We start from the raw sequence: 24,981 nt of genomic DNA on the forward strand, positions 1-24,981 counted from the left end.
GACTTTCCGCGCTTTACGGCGGCGTTCAGTGATCGCTATTTTTGAGCACCAACCCGATTGCTGGCCCTGGCTCAGAGCGAGTAGTCAGCGTCTCGTATCCCATGTGATTCGACACACTTAGGTTTCGAGACACTCCACATATGAATCGGAATGTGGCGGGTGACCCGCGCGGGCTTGAATGTCAGCGCTGCCCGAAAGCGGAATCCGTTGGCGGAGGAAAGGCACTGGCGACCGTCATCCAAGATAGCTCAAGAGGGCTCTAACGTGCTCCAACATTCTATTTCTTCCAACTGCCGTGAGCGAAAGCCACGTGACGGCCTTGGAGTTCTTGGTCGTGTTCGAGATCACGAGGTAGCCGTGCTCCTGCAGAATCCGCAGGTTCTTGCTGAGTGCTGAATCAGTCACTTTGAGATCCTCGCGCACCAGAGAGAACGCAACCTCATCGGCCGCCAGAAGAATCGCACAGATCCGAAACCGCTTTGGGCTGAGAAGCAGATCGTCAAATTGCGGCGAGGGCATCAGGCGGTCTCGTCCCGGAGCTTTCGATCCGCCATGGGCACAAGAATGAGCGTGGCGAGGAGCACGAATCCACCCGCAATGATCATCGCGTAGTCGACCACGCCCATTCCTGAAGACGGTCAGGCCTCCAGTCATCGACGGGGCCCGGGTGGGCTTGAGTGCTGGTTATGAGCGGGCTGCCGTCAGGCGCTGCGCATAGTGATTGCTCCCGTGGTGAGGACTGCGCGCCGTCTGGTGAGGTAGCGGGTTGAGAGGGCGATGGCGTGGTTCATGTGACCGGACACCCAGCTAGGCGGCGGGTCTCGACGTTCGAGGACGCGGAACCCAATGTCGACAACCTGTTCAGGGGTCTGCGCGCGGCCGGCTTGGGCGGCGGGGTCGTCGGTGAGGCCGTCAAAGAACTCGGACGTCGTGATCCCCGGCGCCAAGGCCAGAACGCGGATACCCGTGCCGCGGGTCTCGGCCCAGAGGGCCTCGGTGAAGCTCAGCACGAACGCCTTCGTGGCCGAGTAGACACCCTGCATGGGTATCGACGAATATGCGGCGAGACTGGTCACGTTCAAGAGGTACCCGGAACCGTTCGCGAGCATGCCGGGCAGGAACGCGCGGCTGATGTCCATGACTGCGGCGGAGTTCACAGCAACGTTGTGACGTAGCTGTGCCGGATCCGAGTCGGCGAACTTCGACCAGAGCCCCACACCTGCGTTGTTAACCACACTGGTGACGACCAGACCGCGCAGGGCGACCTCTCGAAGGAGGCTCTCGCCCGGTGCTTCCGCGGCGAGGTCGAGCACGATCGTGCTGACCGCCACCTTGTGCCGCACTCGAATTTCGTCGGCGAGGGCGTCGAGGCGATCCTGGCGTCGGGCGACCAGGACCAGGTTCGAGCCCTTCGCCGCGAGCCGGCGGGCGAAGGCTGCTCCGATCCCGCTACTTGCGCCTGTGACCAGCACGGTCTCTGCGGCATGCCTGATGGGCTTCATTGTGGATCCAATCTGTCAGCGAATGCTCATGTGGCAGTGTATGCCACTTAGGCGGCGAATGCTATTCTGGGGTCATGGGTGCTGAGGGTTCACTGCGGGAGCGCACGAGAGAGCGGATGCGTGACGAAGTCGCGTCGACGGCGATGCGGCTGTTTTTGGAGAGGGGATTCGACGCGGTTACGACTGCTGAGATCGCGAACGAGTCCGGGATCTCCCCGCGGTCGTTCTTCCGGTACTTCGAGACGAAGGAGGACGTCGTCCTATCGCGCCTGCGTGACGCCGGCGGCCCCGTTCGCGACGCCCTCGTATCCCGGCCGACGGACGAAAGCGTGTGGGAGTCGCTCAGAATCGCGTTTCGGCAGCTCGTCGAGCAGTCCGTGTTCGCGCCGGCGGACTCGTTCGATCTCACGCGACTGATCATGACGAGCCCATCGATCCAGGCCCGGAGCGCGCAAAAGCGACAAGATTGGGAGGATCTACTGCTTTCCGAAGTCGCCGCACGACTCCCGCAACTTTCTCCCTCGCCGGAAGTTGCAGATGCTGATCGCGCGCGTGCGCTGCTAGCAGCGGGGCTCGCCTGCGTCGATTCTGCGACCCGCGCCTGGCTCGCGACCGACGGGCGAGCGGATCCGGTGCATCTGCTCGACACCCTCATGGGACAGCTTCACCTCTCGTGACCTCCGGCGAGCTCATGCCTACGAGGCTGCGCCAAACTGCCTGCTGACGCACGACTGCCAGCACGCAATGCGTCGATTTTCGCTCCTTCGTTCCTTCGCTCTCGCCATCTAGCGGCAACATAACGCCGCCATCGAACGGCAACAGTCACACTCGCCGCGCCGCGAGTTTCCGCCGTTTGAAACCGCCCTAGGGAAATGAGACATCTCACCCTCACGACCAGCACTTTTGCAAAATCACCGGGATCTCGTGGCGCAGCGAGTCTCATAACTACGTCGCATAACCTCGTAGCGCTGTCAGCGACCTCAGGCTCATGCTGCAAGCGGAGGTCTCATCCGCTCAGCGAGAAGGCCCAACTTGCGTGTGAACTCACAGTTTCAACGGGCCTGTGACAAAGGGAGCGGATGACGGGAATCGAACCCGCGCTATCAGCTTGGGAAGCTGAAGTTCTACCATTGAACTACATCCGCGTGCACCGTTCACCTGCTGTGAACCGGATCCGTGCCAGCATATCAACTCACCGCCGGTAGGCTGGCACAGTGCTTCTCTCGGATGGTGATATTAAGTCAGAACTCGGTGCTGGACGAATTGGTTTGGAGCCCTACGAACCAGGCATGATCCAGCCGTCGAGTATCGACGTGCGACTCGACCGGTTCTTCCGCCTGTTCGACAACCACAAGTATCCGTTCATCGACCCGGCTGAAGACCAGCCGGAGCTCACTCGCCTCATTGAGGCCAAGGCCGATGAACCGTTCATCCTGCACCCCGGCGAATTCGTGCTCGGCTCCACCTACGAACAGGTGAGCCTGCCAGACGACATCGCCGCCCGCCTCGAAGGCAAGAGCTCACTCGGTCGCCTCGGCCTGCTGACCCACTCCACCGCCGGCTTCATCGACCCCGGCTTCACCGGTCACGTCACGCTCGAATTGAGCAACGTCGCCACCCTGCCGATCAAGCTCTGGCCTGGCATGAAAATCGGCCAGATGTGCTTCTTCCGCCTCTCGTCGCCGGCCGAAAAGCCCTACGGTTCGCAGGACTACAGCTCCCGCTACCAGGGCCAACGCGGCCCGACCGCCTCGCGATCCCACCTGAATTTCCACCGAACGGATGTCTCAGAGTCACGCGACCTCGTCACGGAGCCCAGCGCCTCCTAGTGCTTGAATCTGGCTGTCGCCAGAACCGCAATTCGGCTCGCCAACGAGCCACGATCCGGCCCTAAGGGTGTCCTGATTCGGGCACCGTGCCTACGCTGAATGCATGGCCGAGAAGACGAAAAGCTCGACGGTCGAACGCTGGGTGTTCTGGCCGGCGGCTGTAATCGTGACCCTGGTTGCAGCCTTCGCCCTCATCGCGCCCGGGGTTGCCGAAACCATATTCGGTGCAATTCAAAGTGGCATCGTCGATACGTTCAACTGGTATTACGTGCTGATCACCGCATTCTTCGTGGGGTTCAGCCTGTTCGGCGGATTCAGCAGGTTCGGCGACATCAAGCTGGGCCACGACGACGATAAACCGGAGTTCTCGGTGCTGACCTGGTTCTCCCTGCTCTTCGCGGCCGGTATGGGCATCGGGCTGGTGTTCTACGGCGTCAGCGAACCGCTCAGCCACTACGTCAGTCCGCGCCCAGGGGTCACCGGAACCTCCGCACAGCTCGCACAACAGGCACTGAGCCAGACCTATCTGCACTGGGGCGTGCACGCCTGGTCGATCTACGTGGTTGTCGGTCTTGGACTGGCGTACGCGATTCACCGGCGCAAGCGGCCCATCTCCATCCGCTGGGCCCTCGAGCCACTACTCGGCAAGCATGTGAAGGGCGGCTGGGGTAACGCCATCGACGTGATTGCGCTGGTCGGCACGCTGTTCGGCGTCGCGACGTCACTCGGGCTTGGCGTGCTGCAGATCAGCGCAGGCCTCGACGCGGCCGGGATTCTCGCCCCGAGTCAAACCTCGGAGATCATCATCATCATTGTCATCTCCATCTTCGTGCTCTTCTCGGTGCTCTCAGGCGTCAACAAAGGCATGAAATGGCTCTCGAACTTCAACCTCATTCTGGCGGCCGCGCTGCTGCTGTACCTGCTCGTCGCCGGGCCAACCACGTTCTTGCTGCGCGAATTCGTGCAGTCGATCGGTAACTACGTGCAGAACTTCATTGGGCTGGCATTCAACACCAACGCTTTCACGGGCGCAGAGGGGGAGGCCTGGCAAGCGTCGTGGACCTCCTTCTACTGGGGATGGTGGATTTCCTGGGCGCCGTTCGTCGGCATCTTCATCGCCCGCGTGTCCAAAGGCCGCACAGTGCGCGAGTTCGTGGCCGGTGTCATTCTTGTGCCGACGCTCCTCGGCATTCTCTGGTTCGCCGTGCTCGGCGGATCGGCCCTGGCCATGGAGGTGGCCGACCCCGGCTCGCTGCTCGACGCCGACGGCAACGTGAACGTCGAGACCGCCCTCTTCCAGATGCTGGCGAACGTTCCGGGGGCTCCGGTGCTCATCGTGGGCGCGATCGTGCTCATCGGCATCTTCTTCGTGACCTCCGCCGACTCCGGCGCCCTCGTGATGGGCATGCTGGCCACCGGCGGAAAGCTCAACCCGAGCAAGTTCACCCGCACCTTCTTCACCGTGATCACGGCGGTGCTGGCCATTTCGCTGCTGCTCTCCGGCGGGCTGCTGGCCCTGCAAACCGTGGCCATCATCATTGCGCTGCCGTTCAGCATCATCATGCTGATGATCTGCTGGTCGACGATTGTCGCGTTTAGTCGCGAACGCCGGGCATACGAGCGGGCGCGCCGCGCACAGTTCGTCGACCACATCGGCACCTACTACGGGCTCGAAGTCGAGGAGCACGCAGAGCACGGAATCCTCGGATCCGCGCCCAAGTGGATGCGCCGGTTCCGGCGCCCTGCCCCGCCACCGAGCGGAGTGCCGCCGGTGCCACCGAAGGCGAGCGATGTGCCTCGGCACGCGAACGAGCGCACCCTGCTCGCCGAGAATGCCGAGCCCGACGGCGTCTCCACCGACGACGTCGAAGAGATCGTCGAGCACGACCCGCTGTCGAAAGCGGATGTCGAGGATCTGCCGGATCGCGGAGAACCGGGGCCACCCGCGTGAACCCTGGCTCAGCGGGCGCTGTTCACGTCACGCGCTGCTCACGTCACGCGCTGATCACTTCACATCTGCCAGGTAGCGCGGGCCGCGGTAGCGGACCCATCCGCTGCTGTACGGGGTGCTGAACAGCTGCGAGTCGTGTGCCGTTTCGTCCTCGTGTGCCTTCATGGACCTGAACGCATTGGACTGCGTCGGATGCGTCGTGCGCAGCCCGCAGTTGTCGCACAGTGTGTCTACCTTTGCGGTGAGCATGGCGTGCCCTCCAGAACCTCGCCGCCGAACGCTGGCTTGTTCGGCTGATGATCTGAGCGGCTCCAGTGCAGCCCGTTTGCTTCCGTACAGTCCACGGTAGAAGCTGTGCCACGCGACCTCAATACCTCACGTGGAGAGCTACTTAATACGGATGCAACACAGCCCCGGTAAAATCAGCTCATGACCCCCGCCCCGCTGTCCCCCCTGGCCGACGCACTCATCGCGTCTGGCCCCACCCCCGACTACCCCGGTCGCATGCAGCGATTCGGGCAACTCGTGGGTAGCTGGGCGGCCAAGGGGTCTCGCTTGAACGAGGAAACGGGGGAGTGGTCTGAGCGCGAGTTCACCTGGATCGTTGACTTCATTCTCGACGGGCGCGCCGTTCAAGACGTCGAGGTTGTCGCGAGCACGACGCATCCGTCTGGGTTCGAAACCGTTGCCACCGCTGTGCGCGTCTACGACGCCCACGCCGGAGTGTGGCGCGTGAGCTACTTCTCGCCGCTGTCGGGCGAGTACTCACACCTCATCGCCACGCCATACCGGCACGGCATCCGACAGGACGGCACCCGCACAGACGGCAAGGCCATCCGCTGGAACTTCACCTCGATCACCCCCGACTCCTACCGCTGGGACGGCTGGGTATCGGAGGACGACGGCGTCACCTTCGCGCTCATCGAGCACAACGAGGCCGTGCGCATCAGCTGATTTGGTTTCGAGACGGCCTGGCGGCCTCCTCAACCGACGGGCTCCGGTGGTTGAGGAGCGCCCGAGGAACGAGGTCGCGTCTCGAAACCCGTCAGAGCACCCGCGCCAATGAGTCCAGCTCCGCCAGCGGATCTATGGTCACGGGGAGGAGCACCACGCTGTGTGCGCCCGCATCCCTAGTTCCCGAACGGGCGATTATTCAAGAGGTTCGGCTTACGGGGGAGTGGTACGGCAACTACAGGAAAGGCGCGCCTGTCTTGGACGCGTACACACAGATCGTGAAACAGGTGATTCGATGAGCGACCAGCAGCAGGACCGACCAGACCTCAGCCGCCGCCGCAAGCCGCAGGCGGCCCCTGACGAACGCGTAGACCCGGTGGACTATCGCCAGAACGCACCGACCCCGCAGCCAGCCCCTGTGGCATCTCAGGCCCCCACGGCTACGGCCGGCGCCGCACCGCGGCGCGGCCGCCCACGCCGCGAGGTCACGGTGCCGTTCAGCACCCGGCTGGCTCCGGATGTTCTCGACCTCATCGACGCAGCGTCAGCCGCGGAGGACCGCGGAACGATCCGCAGCGTTGTCGAGGCCGCGATACGCGAGAAGTACCAGAAAAACTGACCAGCTACGGAGCCTGCACGGTTAGGACATTTCCGATGCGCGTGCCGCCTGGCTCAGCTGAATGCTTCACGATCAGTTTGGCGGTGCCTGAGAGTGAAAGTCTCGATACCAGGCCGAAATTTAAGCGCAGCAAACGGTTCAAGTGAAGGTGTTCTAAGACGGCATCAACGACCTCGCTGTCCCCTGGCCGGGAACACAGTTGGCCTATTTAGGCGTGAGCAGGGCGCATGTGCTTGGACCACGCGGTCTGCTGAGCCGTGCTTCATCTATCAGCCAGGTTGAGAATTCAAACGTGGAGGGCACAGCGCTGCCGGGGCAGGTGATCATAGAGTGCTCGCTACGATCAGCGCCGTAATGGCGGCCGCGACAAGCGCCAACCCGATCAGAGATCGGTTCACTCGGCTTCTACTCACCGTGCCCATTTTGAATATTGATCTAGAGACCCTATCGAGATTGGGGTACAGGGCCTGAAGCGGCGCTTCCGGCGGGGACGAGTCAGGATCCTGAAGGCCTCCACCACGCCGGCCTCCTGGCATCGGGAACATTTTCGACGCCGGGCCCGTTGCCACGAGCATGACAACTATCGGAATCATCGGTGCAGGAAACATTGGCAGCCAGGTCGCCCGCAAGGCGATCGAGAGCGGCTACGACGTCGTGATCAGCAATTCCCGTGGCCCCGAGACACTCGCGGCCCTCGTCGCCGAACTCGGCCCGAGGGCGACCGCCGGAACCGCAGCACAGGCGGCACAGGCGGCCGACGTCGCGGTCGTGACCGTGCCGCTCAAGGTCTATGCGGACGTGCCTGTCCAGCCGCTCGCCGGAAAGATCGTCATCGACACCAACAACTACTACTTCGAACGCGACGGCCACATCGAGGCCCTCGACAACGGTGAGGCAACCGTTACCGGCATGCTGCAGGAGCACCTGCCGACTTCGCGCGTAGCGAAGGGCTTCAACCACATCACGGCCGCCGACATCACTGCTGACTCATTCCCGACCGGTGACCCGGCACGGCGTGCGCTCGCTACATCGTCCGACTTTGCGGATGCCTCTGACTTCGTCACGAAGCTTTATGACGAATTCGGTTTCGACACCGTGAACATCGGTCCACTCGCCGAGAGCTGGCGCGTCGAGCGCGACCGCCCAGCCTATGGCACGCGACAGAACATCGCTGAGCTTGAGGCCAACCTAGCAAAGGCACCGCGCACGATCTGATCCAGACCTGCGGCGCGGAACCGAGGACATCCTCGGTTGCGCGCCGTTTTTGTGCTGGGTCTATTTTTCGAGGCCGGAGGAGATGAGCTCGGCGCCCCGGCCCAAGGGTCTCGGGACGTCGTCTGGCGCACGATCGCACGCTCAGACGGCGCCGATGCTGCGATAATCGGTGGAGTGCAGACCACACCGCAGCATCCTCAGCGCCTCAGCCTCGGCGAAGTCGCGCCGGCCCTGGTATTTGCAGGGATAGCGTTTAGTGGCTTGCTGCTCCTGCCGCTGCTGCAGGCGGCTGAGCCCGAAGTGGGTGTCATGCCGCTTTCACCCGCGGCCTTCGGGTGGTGGGTGCTCGTCGCCGTCTTCGCGGTTCAGGCGACCGCCTTGCTGTGGGCGAAACGGTCGCCGCGGCTCGTGCTCGTGGCCGTGGCCACCGCGCCGCTGGTTCTCGCGTTCGCCGCGCCGGCCTCCACCTTCAACCTCACCGCTCTCGGCATCACGTTCGCTGTCTTCCTCGCCGTGCTGCGCGAAACGCTGCGGCACCTTTCCGCGGTGTTGCCGGTCACCATCGTGCTCGTAGCCTTCTCGCAGGTCGTCAACGATGTGCGTGCGGGAGCGCCCTTGGACGTCGCAACCGTGGGGATGGCTGCGCTGCAGGCCCTCGTCGTCGTCGTCGGGCCACTCGTGATCGCGCTGTACTTCGCCGCCCGTCGAGACGCCCGAGTCAGCCGCGGCAACGAGACGCTCGCGCTGAAGCGCGAGCGCGACGCCCTCATCCAGGCTGCGGTCTCGAGGGAGCGCATGGCCATGTCGCGCGAGCTGCACGACATCGCCGCGCACCACATGTCGGGTATCGCGCTGCTCTCATCCGCAATCTACCGCCAGGTCGATACCGACCCGGAGGCCGCGAAGACCTCGGCGCAGCAGGTACGCGCCCAGAGCACGATGGTGTTGGACGACCTCAGACGGGTGATCGGCCTGCTGCGCGAGGATGCCGACAGCAGCCGCGCTGTCGAGACGCTGGCTTCGGTGGGCGATCTGATCGCGCTGCGCAAGAAGTCCGGGCTGCCACTCGAGTACGAGGTGCTCACCGGCAAGAAGACCCTCGGGACCGGTATCGGCCCGCTCGCGCAGCTGGTCGTGTACCGCACCGTTCAGGAGGCTCTCGCCAACGTGGTCGCGCACGCGCCGGGCGCGCACTGCGTGGTGCGGATCGACGACCGCGCGCCTGACGCGCTCGTGGCGCTGATCGCCAACGACAGATCCCACGCACTCGACCTGGGGCCAGGTGGCGGGTTCGGCCTCGTCGGCATGCAGGAGCGCGCCGACCTCATCGGCGCCGAGCTACAGCACGGCCCCACCGATGAATCCGGCTGGGATGTTCGTCTGACCGTAAAACGAGAAGAAGCATGATCCGCGTCCTCATCGCCGATGATCAGCCCCTCGTGAGAGGCGGCCTGTCGGCACTCGTTAACATGGAAGCCGACCTGGAGGTGGTGGGCCAGGCAGCCGATGGCATCGAGGCGTTGGCGATGGCGAGGCAGCTGCGTCCTGATGTGGCGTGCCTCGACATCCGGATGCCCGGCCTGGACGGTATCGCCGCTGCACGTGAGTTATGCGGGCCCGATGCCGAGTTCCCGATTCCCGTGTTGATTCTCACCACGTTCGACCTCGACGACTACGTCTTCGGAGCTCTCGAGGCGGGGGTTTCTGGGTTTCTGCTGAAAGATGCCGATCCGGACACGATCACGAACGCGATTCGCCAGGTGGCCGCCGGCATCGGCACCATCGACCAGACCCTCACCCGCCGCATCATGCGGGAATTCGTGCAGCGGCGCAGCCTGCGGCCGGTGACCACATCGCTGACTAGCGACATGCTCACCGGCCGAGAGCAGGAGGTTCTGGTGCTGCTCGCCCAGGGCCTGTCCAACGAGGAGATCGCGCAGGCCCTGGTGGTCGAGCTGTCGACAGTGAAGTCGCACCTCGCCCGCATGCTGCCCAAGTTAGGCGTCCGCTCCCGCCTTCAGGCGGTCGTCTGGGCGTACCAGAACCGCTTCGTCGATCTTCCCTGACGGCTCCTTGAGATAGCCGAGCCGTCCCCGCGTTGCCACGATCACGATGATGGCGGCGATCACCGCGCTGACCGCCAGCGCGTTGGAGGTGACGCTCTCGCTGACGGTCGGGAACATCTCGCTCCAGACGACCGACATGAAGGTGTTCACGCCCACGTGCGCCAACATGGCGAGCGGGAGGCTCTGACCTGTTCTGTTGAATATCCAGGCCATGACGACGTTGAAGCCGATGCAGAAGACGGCGAAGCTCACGGGCCGTGTCCAGTCGGCATCCGGGTAGCCGCCCCATTCGGTGAGGAACAGCGGCATGTGCCACAGCGCCCACATCGGGCCCAAGATGAAAGCAGAGCGCATCGGGCCGAATCTGTCCTGCAGGCGGGGCAGGGCGAAGTCGCGCCATCCCGGTTCCTCGGCGAGGCCGGTGGTGAGCATCTGCACGATGAGCATCGGAACGTAGGCAGCGAGCACCGTCAGGGACGGCGGCATGACCTGACCGCCCGACACCACCAGACCGGTGAGAATCAGCGCGGCCGGCACGCCGAGCAGGGCGATGGCATACCAGTGCCAGCGAACCCGCCAGCGCCACAGGCGTGCCCCCCACTGGCGAAGCCCGGCCACACCCCCCGTGACCGCTGTGACGATCAGGGCCGAGGTGATGGGCCCCAGGTAGGCGCCAGGCAGCATCCCGGTCAACTGGCCGAGCTCGAAGGTGTAGTCCCAGACGCCCAGCCCGTTATTCGAGAGGATGAAGGGCATCCAGGCGCTCCAGCTGAGCGCGTTTGCGAGCACGAAGAAGCTCACGAGGGGATGCCGCTTGATGACACCCCTGAGCCCCCTCTGTTGTGTGACTACCTTCATGACCTGTCCTCTCATCGTTGCCGTGGCGCGAAACGGCCACATTTCGACGGTAGAAGGCACCGACCTATCCCTCGAGAGTTGAAAGGATGCACCTCCGGAGAACCATCGAAGGGTGCAAACTGCATCCAAAGTTGTAAGCGCCGCAGTTCATCCGAAGGCACGTAGAAGAGCCAGGCCGGTGTTCCTACTCTCGATTGAAGGTGCTCATCGGCACCCTCGATAGAAAGGCCAGCCATGACCTCGACGATCAACGCCACCACGGTCGATACCGCCGTGCGCCTCATTCACCTCACCAAGACCTACCCCAACGGGCCGGAGCAGATCACGGCGCTGCAGGGCGTCTCCTTATCGATCGCAGCCGGGTCATTCACATCGATCATGGGCCCGTCGGGTTCGGGCAAGTCGACCTTCCTCAACATCGCGGCCGGCCTGGACACGCCCACGAGTGGCCACGTGCTGATCGGCGACACCGACATCACCGAGTTGTCATCGGATACCGTCACGCGCTTTCGCCGCCGCCACATCGGCTTCGTGTTTCAGTCGTACAACCTCATCGGGCACCTGACCGTCGGCGAGAACATCCAGCTGCCGATGCTGCTCGACGGTCGCCGCCCCGACGAGCAGTGGCAGCAGTCGCTACTCGATTCGGTCGGACTCACCGGCATGAGCGACCGGCTGCCGAGCGAGCTCTCGGGGGGCCAGGCCCAGCGCGTCGCCATCGCACGCGCCCTGATCACCCGGCCCACGGTCGTCTTCGCGGACGAGCCGACCGGTGCGCTCGACCGCCGAACCGGCGAGCAGGTGCTCGAGGTACTGCGCAGCACTGCCAAGCGCTTCGCGCAGACCCTGGTGGTCGTCACGCACGACCCTGTCGTCGCGGCGGCATCGGATGACGTGCGCTTCCTGGCCGACGGACGCCTGGCCGGCGAGATCATTGCCCCCACCAGCGCCCAGATCGCGGCCCGCCTGATCGAGTTGGGCCGGTAACACCATGTGGTCTTTCGCCCGCTCAGCAGTTCGCGCCTACCGCGGCAGCTTCATCGGCAGCTTTCTCATCGTCATGTTCGCAGCCGCCCTACTCTCGGCCAACGGAGTGCTTATGGAGACCGGCCTACGCTCTGACGCGCCGCTGCTGTCGGCCGTTGCCGGCTCCTTCGCCGGCACCGCCATTCTCGTGGTCGTGCTCGTGGTCGCCTCCACCTTCGCGTCGGCTTTGCGTCAACGGCACGAGCAGTTCGCGCTACTGCGGGCTGTCGGAGCCACCGCCTCGCAGGTGCGCTCGATGGTGACCGCCGAGGTTTCGATCGTCTTCGCAATCGCGGCGCCGCTCGGCGCGCTACCCGGGCTTGGGGCAGCGAACCTGCTGACTCCCGTGCTCGAGTCGGGCGGCATCATCCCTGTCGGCCTCCCCCTCGTCGTCTCGCCGCTGCCCGTCATCGGCGCACTACTGCTGCTGTTTCCGACCGCCCTGCTCGCCGCCCGTCTGGCTGCCCGCAAGGTCACCAGCGTCAGCCCCACGGCGGCCGTCCGTGGTTCGGATGCCGAGTCGGCGCACCTCTCTCCTGCGCGTGGCCTTGCTGCGGTCGTTCTGCTGGCCGCCGGAATCGTGGTCGCCGGCATTCCGTTCGTGATGCCGGGCGTGATGGGCAGCGCTGCCGGATCGACATCCGCGTTCCTGCTGATCAGCGCCGCGGCCCTCGCCGGCCCGGCGATCGTCGCCTTCGCGGCTCGTCGGGCGGCACGCGTATTCCGGTCGTCGCGCTCCGCTTCGCTCATGCTGGCTGTCGTCAATGCCCGGGGCTTCTCCCGCCGACTAACCGCTGCCATCGTCCCGCTCGCTCTGTTTCTCGCCTTGGGAACAGTGCAGACCGGCGTCAACAGCAGCCTCGTGCAGGGCGCAGCCATGCACCTACGCGAAGGACTGGGATCGGATCTCGTCATCACCTCGCCAGACGGCGTGACCGCCGATCAACTGGCTGAAATCGCGTCCGCGCCCGGAGTCGACTCCCTCGTCGCGAGCTCGGCAGTGCCTGCAGACGTACTCACGCGGGATATGGACGGGCTGGCCACATGGGAGGCCTCCGGCGTGAGCGCCCTGACCGGCAGCCCCGCGGGCCTGATCGACCCAGATGTGACGTCCGGCTCGCTCGACGATCTGGCCGAACCCGGCACGATCGCCGCGAGCAATGGATCGGGCTTCGGCACGAGCATCCAGCTCGGCGACACCGTTTCCCTTCGCTTCGGTGATGCTCTGCTCGACGCGACGATCGTCGCGGTCTACGAGCGCGGCCTCGGTTTCGGCGACTACATCATCGACGGACGAAGCCTGCCGACGACGCCAGTTGTCGCCGACGCAGTCTTCACGCAGGGCTCTCGTGTCAACCTCCCCGGACTGGAGACGATGACCGTCGACGAGTACGCGGATGAGGCGGTGGCCGGCGCGGCCTCGTCGCAACAGCTCGGAGCGGTGCTGCTGTTCGTACTCATCTTCTTCATCGCCATCGCTGCCGCCAACACCCTCGTGATGCTGACGGGCGCGCGCAGGTCGGAGTTCGCCCTCTTACGCCGCATCGGAGCCACCCGTCGCCAGCTGAACTCGATGATCGGTATCGAGTCGATGTTCGTGGTGCTCGCGGCCCTGGTCATCGGAACCGTGTCCGTACTACCCGCGTTGCTCGGTGTCGCCTACGGCATTCTCGGTGGCTTCTCGCTGGCGATCGACTGGGCGGTGTACGGGGTGCTGACGGCGGCGGTTGCGGCGATAGTGGTCGCGGCGATGGTGGCGCCGTCGTGGGCCGGACGCCGGGCTACGGCCTGAGCGGGGACCTCAAGTGCCCGATGAGTGGCCCTTTAGCGGGCGAGGTTCACTCGTCGCGCGAATCGCCGGCTGCCACGGAGTCTCGACTGCCCTCGCCGCTTAGTTTGCTCGTAACCATGCCACGGAGTCCTCGGCAGGAACGCCGGCGTTGCGGGCGGCTACACCTACCTGTCGCAGGCCGGGCCGATTCCGGCCAGCGTCAGCCTCACCCCGACCTCTGGGCCGGATGACGGCGGCACTCTGGTGACGATCCTCGGCTCGTGCGTTGGCGCCCAATGGGAGTGGTTCCAGCGCCGCATCTCGGGCATTTAGGAAATCGACTCAACAGACGATTCGTAGATAGTGCGAATACGCCAGAGATCTATTGACATAATCATTATTATCGGCGATATGTCGTTGTAATGTCAGCGATATATCATTAACGAAGCGATTCTGACTCCGCGGGAGTCTCATGCTGACTGAAAGCGTATGTGGGGTTGCAGCGTGCCGACCGCCGGGTTGTTGAACGGCACGCTGCTGGCTTTAGTGCCGTTTGCCCAATCCGGGCGAACCGCCCTGATACATGACGATTGAACGAGCTACGTGTCTGGGTTCACGCGGTCCTTACGTCGAGGTTGTCGCGAGCACGACGCATCCGTCTGGGTTCGAAACCGTCGCCACCGCCGTGCGCGTCTACGACGCCCACGCTGGAGTGTGGCGCGTGAGTTACTTCTCGCCGCTGTCTGGCGAGTACTCACACCTCATCGCCACGCCATACCGGCACGGCATCCGACAGGACGGCACCCGCACAGACGGCAAGGCCATCCGCTGGAACTTCACCTCAATCACCCCTGACTCCTACCGCTGGGACGGCTGGGTATCGGAGGACGACGGCGTCACCTTCGCGCTCATCGGGCACAACGAGGCCGTGCGCATTAGCTGACTTGGTTTCGAGACGGCCTGGCGGCCTCCTCAACCAACGGACTCCGGTGGTTGAGGAGCGCCCGAGGAACGAGGTCGCGTCTCGAAACGGGTCAGAGCACCCGCGCCAATGAGTCCAGCTCCGCCAGCGGATCTATGGTCACGGGGAGGAGCACGACGCTGTGTGCGCCCGCATCCTGCAGCTCGGCGATGCGTTCCCGAATACGGGCCGGGGTGCCGGCCAACGACAGCGCGTCCACCCACTCGTCTGGCATCCGCTGTGCGAACTCGGTGCGCGAGGATGAGCCGGCCCGTAGCTGCGCGAATTCGGCGGCGAAGTGCAGCGGCACGATGTGCGGCGCCCAGTCAGGGTCGCCGATCCACTCGAGGCCAGCGCGGGCTGCCTGGCGCGCGACAGCGACGTCGTCATCGATCGCTGCCACGTTGTACGCCACGATTCTGTGCTCGCCTGCGGCGGCGATGTGGGCGAGCGCCGCAGCCAGGTACTCCGGTGTGACCGGCTCAGCGAGGATGGTCCCGTCGGCCGAACGGCCAGACAGCGCCAGCGATCGCGGCCCGCGCACGCCGGTCAGGATCGGCGGCACGACGCGGGGCGGTGAGGCCAGGACGACCTCATCGAGCGAGACGTAGCGGCCGGAGACCGTGACGGTCTCACCGGCCAGCAACGCCCTGGTCGCGGTGACCGACTCCTCCAACATGGTCAACGGGCTGGCCGGCATGGCGCCGACCTGTCGCATCCACGCCGGCATCCCGTGCCCGATGCCGACGGTGATCCTGCCGGGAAAGAGCTCGGCGAGCGTCGCAATCTCCAGTGTCGCGAACGCGGGGTTCCGCGCTGCGGCCGGCAGGATCCCGACACCGACGTGAATGCGCGTTGTCGATGCGAGTGCCACGGCGGCCTGGGCAATCCCGCCCCTGAAGAAGCAATCCTCCACAATCCACAGCTCATCGAAGCCCAGCCGGTCGGCTTTCTGCGCAAACGGAATGATCTGCGCGGCGGGGATGTCGCGGGGCAGCACGACGCCGATGCGACGATCCAGGGTCGTGCTCATGGGCGCCTTCCGGTTTGGGGGCAATAGACCCAGAGCCTACTCCGGGCGCAACCGCAGGTTCTGCATTCCGCCGTCGACGGCAATCGACGTGCCCGTTGTCGACCCTGAACGCGGGCTGGCCAAGTACGCCACCGCTTCGGCGACTTCCTCGGGCGTCACCAGACGACCGTGCGGCTGGCGTGCGTTCAACGCAGCGCGCTCCGCGGCGGGGTCGTCGGCCGCGTCGAGCAGGCGCCCGACCCACGGGGTGTCTGCCGTGCCGGGGTTCACGCAATTGACGCGGATGCCCTCCCGCAGGTGATCGGCGGCCATCGCGCGGGTGAGTGACAAGACGGCGCCCTTCGATGCGGTGTACAGCGCCCGTGCGGGCAAGCCGGCCGTCGCGGCGATTGACGAGGTGTTCACCACGGCGGCGGACGGCGACGCGAGCAACCACGGCAGCGCCGCGGCGGTCGTGCGGGCGATGCCCGTCACGTTGATGCTGAGCACCCGGGCCCATTCCGCATCGTCGTTGTCGGCGATCGTGCCGATGGCGCCGATGCCGGCGTTGTTGATCACGATGTCGATGCGGCCGAACTTCTCGGCCACGGCGGCGATGGCGGCACGCACCGAGGCGGTGTCGGCCACGTTCGCCTCGACGGCGAAGTGGGCGGCATCCGCTGCGCCTGGCTGCAGGTCGAGCACGGCAACGGATGCCCCACCCTCATGCAGGCGCGCGGCGATGGCCGCACCGATGCCGGATGCCCCGCCGGTCACGACCGCGACGAGGTTCTCAAATTCCTGGCTCATTTGTGTACTCCTTCGTACGCGGTGAAGTCCTGGCGCTGGCGGCCGAGTCCTTCGATTTCGATCTCGCAGACATCGCCTGCGGAGAGGTAGGGGAAGCGGCCGGAGAGCGCGACGCCCTCAGGGGTGCCCGTGAGAACCAGGTCGCCCGGCTCCAGCGTGAGGTACTGGCTGAGGTGCCAGATCACGAAGTTCACGTCGAAGATCTGGTCGGCCGTGGTCGAATCCTGGCGGATCTCACCGTTGACCCAGCTGTTCAGGGTGAGGTTCTGGTAGTCGACCTCATCGGGCGTGACCAGCCACGGCCCCGTCGGGTTGAAGCCGGGGGCGCACTTGCCCTTCGACCACTGGCCACCGGAGAGCGCCATCTGGAAGTCGCGCTCCGACACGTCGTTGGCCGCGACGAAACCAGCGATGTGGTCGATGCTGTCGGCGGGGGAGTCGAGGTAGGAGGCACGCTTGCCGATCACGATGCCGAGCTCCACCTCCCAGTCTGTCTTCGTGCTGCCCTTGGGGATCTCGACTGAGTCGTTTGGCCCGACGACCGTGTTGGGCGTCTTCAGGAACATGATCGGGATCTCCGGCGGCAGCGAGCCAGATTCCGCCGCGTGCGCCGCGTAGTTCATGCCGATGCAGATGACGGCGCTCGGCCGCACGATCGGGGCGCCGATGCGCAGGGAGTCGGCATTCGCGATGGCGGGCAGTGAGCCGGCCTCGATCGCCGCACGCACGGAATCCGCTCGGCCAGACGCCAGGAAGTCACCGGTGATGTCGGCGGTGATCTCCGAAATATCGAAGTACGTGTCGTCCACCAGCACGGCGGGAATTTCCTGGCCAATGGGGCCGAGGCGGGCGAATTTCATGGTTCATCTCTCTCTGCGGAATCACTGCTCACACTGCCGGAACATCAGAACTATATCGTCGCTGAACCGCGAATCGTGGCCGAGAACGACGTTGTCTTGCTGATTGACATCCTATACATCCGATGTTTATGCTCGGGATGCCCAAGCAAGACGAAACCTTGCGAGTGAGACAACCCTGTGAGTGAGAACCAACTGTGAGCACTGTCATCGCGCTGGAAACCAGCGACGTCCGCTTCCCCACGTCCACGTCGCTTGACGGTTCTGATGCCATGAACCTCGACCCCGACTATTCGGCCGCTTACGTGCGGATCGTGACGGATGCCAATGACGGGCTCGAAGGACACGGTTTCGTTTTCACGATTGGCCGCGGCAACGACGTTCAGGTCGCCGCCATTCAGGCGCTGGCCGGCCACGTCGTCGGCCGGAACGCCGAGGAGCTGCTGGCCACGATGGGCGCCACCTGGCGTGAATTCGTCTGGGACTCGCAGCTGCGCTGGCTCGGCCCTGAAAAGGGCGTGATGCACATGGCCATCGGCGCCGTGGTCAACGCCCTCTGGGACTTGAAGGCCAAGCGCGCCGGCCTGCCGCTCTGGCAGCTACTCGGCCGGATGAGCCCTGAGGAGCTCGTTGAACTGGTCGATTTCCGCTACCTCACCGATGCCCTCACCCCCGAAGACGCCCTCGAGATCCTGCGCGCCGCAGAACCGGGACGCGCCGCGCGCGAGGCAGAGCTGCTGGCCTCCGGTTACTCGGCGTACACGACGACGCCCGGCTGGCTCGGCTACAGCGACGAGAAGCTGGCGAGGCTCGCGAAGGAAGCCGTCGAGCAGGGCTTCGGCATGATCAAGCTCAAGGTGGGCGGAAACCTCGAGGACGACATCCGTCGCATGCGACTGGCCCGTGACGTCGTCGGCCCCGACATCCGCATCGGCACAGACGCCAACCAGCGCTGGGGCGTGGCCGAGGCCATTGAGTGGATGAGTCACCTCGCCGAGTTCGACGTGGCCTGGATCGAAGAACCGACCAACCCCGATGACCTGCTGGCTCACGCCGCCATCGCCCGCGGCGTCGCCCCCATCCCGGTCGCCACCGGCGAGCACATGGCCAACCGCGTCATGTTCAAGCAGTTTCTGCAGGCCGACGCGCTGCAGGTGCTGCAGATCGACGCCACGCGCGTCGGCGGGGTCAACGAGAACATCGCTATTCTGCTTCTGGCCGCCAAATTCGGCGTGCCGGTGTGCCCGCACGCCGGCGGCGTCGGCCTGTGCGAGGCCGTGCAGCACCTGTCCATGTTCGATTTCGTCGCCGTTTCTGGCAGCAGTGAGGGGCGCGTGATCGAGTTCGTCGACCACCTCCACGAGCACTTCGTGACCCCCGTCGTCATGCGGGGCGGCGCGTACCAGGCCCCGACCACACCGGGTGCAGGCACCGAAATGCTCGCAGCCAGCCGCGCAGAGTATGAGTTCTCCGCCCGTGCCAGAGTTGTCTGAGATGCCCGAGCTCACTTTTCCGCGCCTCGGCTACGGCGCCGCGAACCTCGGCAACATGTACCGCGAACTGACGGATGACGCGGCGAGCGACATCCTGCACGCCGCGTGGGATGCCGGTGTGCGCTACTTCGACACCGCTCCGCACTACGGCCTCGGGCTGTCTGAACGACGCCTCGGCGCGTTCCTGGCCACGAAGCCGCGTGACGAGTACCTCGTCTCCACCAAGGTCGGCCGCCTGCTGCGCCCGAACCCCGAGGGCGCAGGCACCCTCGACCTCGACAACAGCTTCGTGGTGCCCGCCGACGTGAAGCGGGTCTGGGATGCCTCGGCCGACGGCATCCGCCAGAGCGTCGGCGAGTCGCGGGAGCGCATGGGCCTCGACCGGTTCGACATCCTGTTTCTGCATGACCCGGAGCGCTACGACCTAGCCAAGGGCATCAACGAGGGCATCCCAGCGCTTGCCGCCCTGCGCGACGAAGGCGTCGTCGACGCGATCGGCGTTGGCTCGATGACAACGGATGCCCTGCTCGCGTCGGCCAACACCGGCCTGGTCGACCTGCTCATGGTGGCCGGCCGGTACACGCTCGCCGAGCAGCCGGCCCTCACCGACGTCGTTCCGGCCTGCGCGGCCAACGGGGTCGGCATCGTGAACGCCTCCGTCTTCAACTCCGGCCTGCTCGCCGCCGACAGCCCTGGCACGGATGCCCGCTACGAATACGGCAGCGTGCCTGCAGAGCTGCTCGCCCGCGTGCAGGCCATCGCCGCCGTGTGCCACGAGTTCGGCGTCTCGCTGCCGACGGCCGCACTGCAGTACTCCCTCAGGGACAGCGCGGTGCGCACCGTCGTGGTCGGCGGCAGCCGCCCTGAGCAGATCACGCAGAACGCCGAACGGATGCAGGAGAGCGTGCCCGCAGAGCTGTGGAGCGCACTGGCCGACAGAGGACTCATCCCAGCATGACAATCGACGCGCACCTGCACCTCTGGGATAGGGAGGTCAGCGACTATGCCTGGCTCACGCCAGAGCTGGGTGCGCTCTATGCCGATTTCACCCCGGTGCAGGCGAGGGCAGAGCTTGACGCGGCCGGGGTCGACGCGGCCATTCTCGTGCAGGCCGAAGATTCGCTGCGCGACACCGAATTCATGTTCTCGGTCGCTGCTGCCCACGACTGGGTGGCCGGAGTGGTCGGTTGGGTGCAGCTCGACGACCCTGCGGTAGCCGAGGCGGCGCTTGACCGCTGGCAGCAGCATCCGGAGTTCGTCGGTGTGCGTCACCTGGTGCACGACGACCCGCGCGATGACTTCCTCGCCATGCCGAGCGTGCGCACATCCCTTGGCCTGCTCGCCGAGCGCGATCTCGCTTTCGACGTGCCGGATGCCTGGCCGAGGCACCTGGGTGCCGCGCTCGATCTCGCCGACGCGCTGCCCGACCTCACCCTGGTGATCGACCACCTCGGCAAACCGCCGCGGGGCACGGCCGAGGTCGAAGAGTGGGAGCGGCAGCTCCGCGTGCTGGCGACCAGGCCGAACGTCGTGGCGAAGGTGTCGGGGCTCGGTACCGCGAACGCGGAGTTCAGCACAGACGCCGTCCGAGGCGTCTGGGGCATCGCGCTGGAGTCCTTTGGCCCGAGCCGACTGCTCTACGGTGGCGACTGGCCCATGACGGTGCCGGCCGGTGGCTACCTGCCAACCTGGCGCGTGCTGAGCGGGCTGATCGGCGAGCTCAGCCCCGCGGAACAGCAGCAGATCCTCACGCAGAACGCAATCGACACCTATCGACTCGCCCCAGCGGGACACCCCACAAAGATCTGATGTATAACCGTTATCAATCCCGGTGCCCCTGAGATTGACACACCGGAACAGCCATACCTAGTATGACCAAGACGCTTCACTCAAGGAAGAGAGATCCCATTGCTCGACGGTATACATCCGATCTTAACGGGGGAGCTGTTGCTCCACCTGGATGCCATGGGCCACTCAGACGCCGTCGTGGTCGCCGATGCTCATTTCCCGGCCCACCGCCTCGGCAGTCGCGTTGTCGATTTGCCGATGCTCAGCACGCCAGACGTGCTCGACGCGATCCGCACGGTCATCCCGCTCGACGATGCCCCTGGGCTCGATCTCATGACGAGCGCCGATGGGGAGGTGCTCCCTGTGCAGCACGAACTCATCGCTGCGGCCTCCGCCACTGAGGCCGACGTTCGATTCGTCGACAGGTTTAGGTACTACGAGGTGGCGGCATCCGCTTTCTTGATCGTGCGCACCGGGGAGACCCGGAAGTACGGAAACGCGCTGCTGCGCAAGGGCGTCGTCGGTCATGACTCGGTTCGCACCTCAGTGCGGAGCGACGGATGACCGGCCGCGCACCCCTCCTGGAGATCGTTGGCGCAAGCAAGAGCTTCCCCGGCGTGAAAGCCCTGCAAGACGTGCGGCTCGACCTGCGTCACGATGAGGTACTCGCCCTGGTCGGCGAGAACGGCGCCGGCAAGTCGACGCTCATGAAGCTGCTCTCCGGCATCTACACGCCTGACGAGGGCGAGTTCTTCCTGAACGGCCAGAAGCTCTCGATCGAGGGCCCGCGTCACGCCCAGGAACTCGGCATCAGCATCATCCACCAGGAATTCAACCTGGCCAACGACCTCACCGTCGCGCAGAACATCTTCATCGGGAGGGAGCCGCGCATCGGCGGGTTCTTCCTGAGCGAGCGCGACCTGAACGCCAAGGCCCAGGAACTCTTCGACCGGCTCGGGCTGGCGCTCGACCCGCGTCAACCCGTCGGTGAACTCACCGTGGCCAGGCAGCAGATGGTCGAGATCGCCAAGGCGCTGTCGTTCAACGCGAAGGTGCTCATCATGGACGAGCCCACCGCGGCGCTGAATGACGCCGAAGTCGAGACCCTGTTCGAGCTGATCCACCGCTTCAAGAGCCCGGACACCGGCGTCATCTACATCTCGCACCGCATGGACGAGCTGAGGGTCATCTCCGACCGCATCACGGTGCTGCGTGATGGCCAGTACATCGACACCGTCGACGCCCAGGCCACCCCCATGAGCGAGGTCATCTCGTTGATGGTCGGTCGCGAGATCACGGGAGAGGCGCGTCCGCAGTCAACGGATGCCGTTGGCGAGGTCGTTCTCTCGGTCACCGGCCTCAGCACCAAGCACCTGCTCAACGACGTGACCTTCGACCTGCGCCGCGGCGAGATCCTCGGTTTCGCCGGGCTCATGGGCGCCGGTCGCACCGAGGTCGCGCGGGCCATCGTCGGTGCAGACCCGAAGTCCGCGGGCACCATCGCATTGAGCGGCGCCACCGTGCAGATCGGCAACCCAGCCGTGGCAGCCAGCCTCGGCATCGGCTACCTCTCAGAGGACCGGAAGGCTTTGGGGGTGCTGCTCGATCGCGATGTGAAAGAGAACATCGTGCTGAGTTCGCTGCCGAAGTTCACGAGGGCATTCGGGTTCATGAAGGCGGCGGACATCCAGTCGACGGCATCCGACTATGTCTCAGCCCTGTCGATCAAGACACCGTCTACGGCGCAGCTGGTGAAGAACCTCTCTGGTGGCAACCAGCAGAAGGTCGTCATCGCGAAGTGGCTCGTCAAGGACTGCGATGTGCTGATCTTCGATGAACCAACCCGCGGCATCGACGTGGGTGCGAAAGATGAGATCTACGCCCTGCTGGAGTCGCTCGCCGCACAGGGGAAGGCGATCATCATGATCTCCTCCGAGCTGCCAGAGGTACTTCGCATGTCACACCGCATTGCGGTGATGTGCGAGGGACGCCTCACCACGATTCTGAACAATGCTGACGCGACCCAGGAAAACATCATGGACTACGCGACCCGAATGAGCTCCGAAGGAACGGTAAACGCATGACCTCGATCACGTCCGATGCAGCACGGATCTCACCGCCGCGAATTCTCGGCCAGCTCCGCGGCCAGCTGCAGCAGCTGTTGGCCTTCGCCAGCCTCATCATCATCGTCGCGTTCTTCGCCTTCGCGAGCCCGCACTTCTTCACCGCCTCGAACATCACCAGTATCCTGGTGGCCGCAACGGTCACCGGCATCCTGGCCCTCGGCACCACGTTCGTGATCATCACCGGCGGTATCGACCTCTCCATCGGCACGGGAATGATCCTCTGCGGCGTGATGGCCGGCGTCTTCCTCACCTACTGGGGCTGGCCGCTCTGGGCCGGTGTGCTTGGCGCCGTTGCCTTCGGCGCGCTGATCGGGTTCGTGAACGGCGTCAACGTCGCGATCCTCAAGATTCCGCCGTTCATTGCCACCCTGGCGATGATGCTGGTCGCCGCGGGCCTCGCCCTCGTCATCAGCGGCACGAAGCCGATCTACTTCAAGGAAACGCCCGACTTCCAGTCGATCATGAACCTGTCGATCATCCCCGGCATCCGTTTCCCGCTGGGCGTGGCTATCTTCATCCTGATGATCGTGATTGCCGCCGTGTTGTTGTCACGCACGATCTTCGGCCGTTATACGTACTCGATCGGCAGCAACGAGGCCGCGACCGCGCTGTCGGGCGTCAACGTGAACAAGTGGAAGATCGTCATCTACACGGTCTCCGGCGTGTTCGTGGGCGTTGCCGGTGTGCTGGCGGCATCCCGGCTCAGCTCTGCGCAGCCCACCGGTGGAATGGGCCTCGAGCTCGAGGCCATCGCGGCCGTCGTCATCGGCGGCACGTCGCTGGCCGGCGGCAAGGGCTCGATCGTCGGAACCGTCATCGGTGCCCTGATCATGGCCGTGCTCACCAATGGCCTCCGCATCATGTCGATCCCGCAGGAATGGCAGTCGGTGGCCGTCGGCTGCGTCATCCTGCTCGCGGTCTACCTCGACATGCTGCGTCGCAGGGGAAACTAACGCCCGCGCGTCATCCCGTTTTCGCCTGCGCGTCTCCGCGCTTCTACCCGCACCTCGCACCTCGCACCTCGCACCTCTTATATCAACGCACTTCCCACGCAATCTGAGTGATCGAACAAAGGAGTTTGTCCCGATGAACAAGAGACTAATCACAGCAATGGTCGGCATCACGGCCGTCGCCGCAGCGCTCACCGGCTGCTCGGCGGAAGCGTCCGGCGCCGCTGGCGGAGACGGCGACAAGCCGTACATCGCCATCGTGTCGAAGGGCTTCCAGCACCAGTTCTGGCAGGCCGTCAAGCAGGGCGCAGAGCAGGCCGCCGAAGAATTCGACGTCACCATCACGTTTGAGGGCCCCGACACCGAAGCGGATGTCGACCAGCAGATCCAGATGCTGCAGACTGCTCTCGACAAGCAGCCGGCCGCCATCGGATTCGCCGCCCTCGACAGCCAGGCCGCCGGCCCCCTGCTGCAGCAGGCCAAGGACTCCGGCATCCCCGTCGTTGCCTTCGACTCCGGTGTCGACAGTGACATCCCCGTGACCACGGCATCGACCGACAACAAGGCCGCAGCCGGCGAGGCCGCCAAGCAGATGGCCGACCTCATCGGCCACGAGGGCAAGGTTGCGCTCGTCGTCCACGACCAGACTTCGGTCACCGGTGTTGACCGCCGCGATGGCTTCGTCGAGTACATGGAGAAGAACGAGCCGAAGATCGAGATCGTCGACGTGCAGTACGGCGCCGGCGACCAGGCCAAGTCCGCTGACCTCGCGAAGGCGATCATCGCCGCAAACCCCGACCTCAAGGGCATCTACGGCTCGAACGAGGGCTCGGCCATCGGCGTCGTGCAGGCCGTCAAGGAACTCGACCTCTCCGGCAAGCTCACCATCGTCGGCTTCGACTCCGGCAAGGCCCAGATCGACGCGATCAACGACGGCCTGATGGCCGGCGCGATCACGCAGAACCCGGTCGGCATCGGCTACGAGACCGTCAAGGCTGCCGTTGCAGCAATCAACGGCGAGAAGGTCGCAAAGACGATCGACACCGGCTTCTACTGGTACGACAAGACGAACATCGACAGCGACAAGATCAAGGCTGTCATCTACGAGTAACGCCTGAGACTCGCTCGCTGAGGGGTCACCACGCACGACGAAGCGCCGAGGTCAACATGACCTCGGCGCTTCGTCGTGCCCC

Annotated in this window: 26 protein-coding genes and 1 tRNA gene; 18 read left to right on the forward strand and 9 right to left on the reverse strand. The window is 64.9% G+C overall.

Going from position 1 to position 24,981, the window contains the following annotated elements:
- Nucleotides 1-234: 234 nt before the first annotated feature.
- Together AC25Z0_RS16180 and AC25Z0_RS16185 are read right to left on the reverse strand one after the other, a co-directional pair.
- Nucleotides 235-519, reverse strand: coding sequence for a transcriptional regulator (locus AC25Z0_RS16180; protein ID WP_488121120.1), 285 nt, complete (start codon nt 517-519; stop codon nt 235-237).
- 182 nt (nt 520-701) lie between these two features.
- Nucleotides 702-1,502 carry an SDR family NAD(P)-dependent oxidoreductase gene (locus AC25Z0_RS16185; RefSeq protein WP_488121121.1) on the reverse strand — a complete coding sequence of 267 codons (801 nt, stop codon included), beginning with the start codon at nt 1,500-1,502 and terminating at the stop codon, nt 702-704.
- Between the two features lie 74 nt (nt 1,503-1,576).
- Between AC25Z0_RS16185 and AC25Z0_RS16190 the strand changes: the two genes are divergently transcribed.
- Nucleotides 1,577-2,179, forward strand: coding sequence for a TetR/AcrR family transcriptional regulator (locus AC25Z0_RS16190; RefSeq protein WP_488121122.1), 603 nt, complete (start codon nt 1,577-1,579; stop codon nt 2,177-2,179).
- Between the two features lie 397 nt (nt 2,180-2,576).
- On the opposite strand, the gene AC25Z0_RS16195 is transcribed toward AC25Z0_RS16190, so the two are convergent.
- A tRNA-Gly gene (locus AC25Z0_RS16195) sits at nt 2,577-2,647 on the reverse strand.
- A 69-nt stretch (nt 2,648-2,716) separates the two neighbouring features.
- Here AC25Z0_RS16195 and dcd point away from each other — a divergent pair.
- A complete protein-coding gene (dcd, locus tag AC25Z0_RS16200) occupies nt 2,717-3,331 on the forward strand; it encodes a dCTP deaminase (protein WP_488133854.1) in 615 nt (204 codons plus the stop codon).
- 103 nt (nt 3,332-3,434) lie between these two features.
- Nucleotides 3,435-5,282: a BCCT family transporter gene (locus AC25Z0_RS16205; protein ID WP_488133855.1), complete on the forward strand. Its 1,848-nt coding sequence runs from the start codon at nt 3,435-3,437 to the stop codon at nt 5,280-5,282.
- Between the two features lie 54 nt (nt 5,283-5,336).
- On the opposite strand, the gene AC25Z0_RS16210 is transcribed toward AC25Z0_RS16205, so the two are convergent.
- The gene (locus AC25Z0_RS16210) at nt 5,337-5,531 is read right to left on the reverse strand and encodes a hypothetical protein (protein WP_488121125.1); all 195 of its coding nucleotides are present in this window, start codon (nt 5,529-5,531) and stop codon (nt 5,337-5,339) included.
- 180 nt (nt 5,532-5,711) lie between these two features.
- Here AC25Z0_RS16210 and AC25Z0_RS16215 point away from each other — a divergent pair, with 180 nt between their 5' ends.
- From AC25Z0_RS16215 to AC25Z0_RS16235, 5 genes are all read left to right on the forward strand, one after another.
- Complete coding sequence (locus tag AC25Z0_RS16215) at nt 5,712-6,236, forward strand: hypothetical protein (RefSeq protein ID WP_488121126.1); 525 nt, start codon at nt 5,712-5,714, stop codon at nt 6,234-6,236.
- A 295-nt stretch (nt 6,237-6,531) separates the two neighbouring features.
- Nucleotides 6,532-6,855 carry a hypothetical protein gene (locus tag AC25Z0_RS16220; protein WP_488133856.1) on the forward strand — a complete coding sequence of 108 codons (324 nt, stop codon included), beginning with the start codon at nt 6,532-6,534 and terminating at the stop codon, nt 6,853-6,855.
- Nucleotides 6,856-7,428: 573 nt separating this feature from the next.
- Nucleotides 7,429-8,070: an NADPH-dependent F420 reductase gene (locus AC25Z0_RS16225; RefSeq protein ID WP_488121128.1), complete on the forward strand. Its 642-nt coding sequence runs from the start codon at nt 7,429-7,431 to the stop codon at nt 8,068-8,070.
- 174 nt (nt 8,071-8,244) lie between these two features.
- Entirely contained in the window at nt 8,245-9,477 is a 1,233-nt protein-coding gene (locus AC25Z0_RS16230; RefSeq protein WP_488133857.1) for a sensor histidine kinase, read from the forward strand.
- Nucleotides 9,474-10,136: a response regulator gene (locus AC25Z0_RS16235; RefSeq protein ID WP_488133858.1), complete on the forward strand. Its 663-nt coding sequence runs from the start codon at nt 9,474-9,476 to the stop codon at nt 10,134-10,136. Before AC25Z0_RS16230 ends, AC25Z0_RS16235 begins: the two co-directional genes overlap by 4 nt.
- Here the strand turns inward: AC25Z0_RS16235 and AC25Z0_RS16240 are convergent.
- Complete coding sequence (locus AC25Z0_RS16240; protein ID WP_488121131.1) at nt 10,068-10,994, reverse strand: CPBP family glutamic-type intramembrane protease; 927 nt, start codon at nt 10,992-10,994, stop codon at nt 10,068-10,070. The genes AC25Z0_RS16235 and AC25Z0_RS16240 overlap by 69 nt on opposite strands.
- Before the next feature lie 234 nt (nt 10,995-11,228).
- On the opposite strand from AC25Z0_RS16240, the gene AC25Z0_RS16245 reads away from it, so the two are divergent.
- Both AC25Z0_RS16245 and AC25Z0_RS16250 read left to right on the forward strand, forming a co-directional pair.
- Nucleotides 11,229-11,981 carry an ABC transporter ATP-binding protein gene (locus AC25Z0_RS16245; RefSeq protein WP_488121132.1) on the forward strand — a complete coding sequence of 251 codons (753 nt, stop codon included), beginning with the start codon at nt 11,229-11,231 and terminating at the stop codon, nt 11,979-11,981.
- 4 nt (nt 11,982-11,985) lie between these two features.
- On the forward strand, nt 11,986-13,812 hold the full coding sequence (locus AC25Z0_RS16250) for an FtsX-like permease family protein (RefSeq protein ID WP_488121133.1): 1,827 nt from the start codon (nt 11,986-11,988) through the stop codon (nt 13,810-13,812).
- 164 nt (nt 13,813-13,976) lie between these two features.
- Here AC25Z0_RS16250 and AC25Z0_RS16255 read toward each other — a convergent pair whose 3' ends face one another.
- Nucleotides 13,977-14,120: a hypothetical protein gene (locus AC25Z0_RS16255; RefSeq protein ID WP_488121134.1), complete on the reverse strand. Its 144-nt coding sequence runs from the start codon at nt 14,118-14,120 to the stop codon at nt 13,977-13,979.
- 254 nt (nt 14,121-14,374) lie between these two features.
- On the opposite strand from AC25Z0_RS16255, the gene AC25Z0_RS16260 reads away from it, so the two are divergent.
- Complete coding sequence (locus tag AC25Z0_RS16260) at nt 14,375-14,734, forward strand: hypothetical protein (protein WP_488121135.1); 360 nt, start codon at nt 14,375-14,377, stop codon at nt 14,732-14,734.
- Between the two features lie 91 nt (nt 14,735-14,825).
- Here the strand turns inward: AC25Z0_RS16260 and AC25Z0_RS16265 are convergent, their stop codons facing one another.
- Genes AC25Z0_RS16265 through AC25Z0_RS16275 form a run of 3 tightly spaced genes read right to left on the reverse strand, consistent with a single transcriptional unit; the run spans nt 14,826 to nt 17,434 of the window.
- Nucleotides 14,826-15,785, reverse strand: coding sequence for an LLM class flavin-dependent oxidoreductase (locus tag AC25Z0_RS16265; RefSeq protein WP_488133859.1), 960 nt, complete (start codon nt 15,783-15,785; stop codon nt 14,826-14,828).
- Nucleotides 15,786-15,821: 36 nt separating this feature from the next.
- A complete protein-coding gene (locus AC25Z0_RS16270) occupies nt 15,822-16,574 on the reverse strand; it encodes an SDR family NAD(P)-dependent oxidoreductase (RefSeq protein ID WP_488121137.1) in 753 nt (250 codons plus the stop codon).
- A complete protein-coding gene (locus tag AC25Z0_RS16275) occupies nt 16,571-17,434 on the reverse strand; it encodes a fumarylacetoacetate hydrolase family protein (RefSeq protein WP_488133860.1) in 864 nt (287 codons plus the stop codon). The genes AC25Z0_RS16270 and AC25Z0_RS16275 overlap by 4 nt, the downstream gene beginning before the upstream one ends.
- Nucleotides 17,435-17,628: 194 nt before the next feature.
- Here AC25Z0_RS16275 and AC25Z0_RS16280 point away from each other — a divergent pair, with 194 nt between their 5' ends.
- The 7 genes from AC25Z0_RS16280 to AC25Z0_RS16310 all read left to right on the forward strand — a co-directional run bounded on the left by AC25Z0_RS16280 (nt 17,629) and on the right by AC25Z0_RS16310 (nt 24,899).
- Nucleotides 17,629-18,924 (forward strand): L-fuconate dehydratase, encoded by a 1,296-nt coding sequence (locus tag AC25Z0_RS16280; protein WP_488133861.1) that lies wholly within the window; start codon nt 17,629-17,631, stop codon nt 18,922-18,924.
- A 1-nt stretch (nt 18,925) separates the two neighbouring features.
- The gene (locus AC25Z0_RS16285) at nt 18,926-19,882 is read left to right on the forward strand and encodes an aldo/keto reductase (protein ID WP_488133862.1); all 957 of its coding nucleotides are present in this window, start codon (nt 18,926-18,928) and stop codon (nt 19,880-19,882) included.
- Complete coding sequence (locus tag AC25Z0_RS16290; RefSeq protein ID WP_488133863.1) at nt 19,879-20,733, forward strand: amidohydrolase family protein; 855 nt, start codon at nt 19,879-19,881, stop codon at nt 20,731-20,733. The genes AC25Z0_RS16285 and AC25Z0_RS16290 overlap by 4 nt, the downstream gene beginning before the upstream one ends.
- Nucleotides 20,734-20,832: 99 nt before the next feature.
- Nucleotides 20,833-21,276 carry an RbsD/FucU family protein gene (locus AC25Z0_RS16295; protein WP_488133864.1) on the forward strand — a complete coding sequence of 148 codons (444 nt, stop codon included), beginning with the start codon at nt 20,833-20,835 and terminating at the stop codon, nt 21,274-21,276.
- Nucleotides 21,273-22,796: a sugar ABC transporter ATP-binding protein gene (locus AC25Z0_RS16300; protein ID WP_488133865.1), complete on the forward strand. Its 1,524-nt coding sequence runs from the start codon at nt 21,273-21,275 to the stop codon at nt 22,794-22,796. The genes AC25Z0_RS16295 and AC25Z0_RS16300 overlap by 4 nt, the downstream gene beginning before the upstream one ends.
- Complete coding sequence (locus tag AC25Z0_RS16305; protein ID WP_488121144.1) at nt 22,793-23,791, forward strand: ABC transporter permease; 999 nt, start codon at nt 22,793-22,795, stop codon at nt 23,789-23,791. Before AC25Z0_RS16300 ends, AC25Z0_RS16305 begins: the two co-directional genes overlap by 4 nt.
- A 133-nt stretch (nt 23,792-23,924) precedes the next feature.
- Nucleotides 23,925-24,899: a substrate-binding domain-containing protein gene (locus AC25Z0_RS16310; RefSeq protein WP_488133866.1), complete on the forward strand. Its 975-nt coding sequence runs from the start codon at nt 23,925-23,927 to the stop codon at nt 24,897-24,899.
- The last annotated feature ends 82 nt before the right edge of the window (nt 24,900-24,981 follow it).

The sequence above is a fragment of the Leifsonia sp. Y862 genome, from assembly GCF_057669585.1.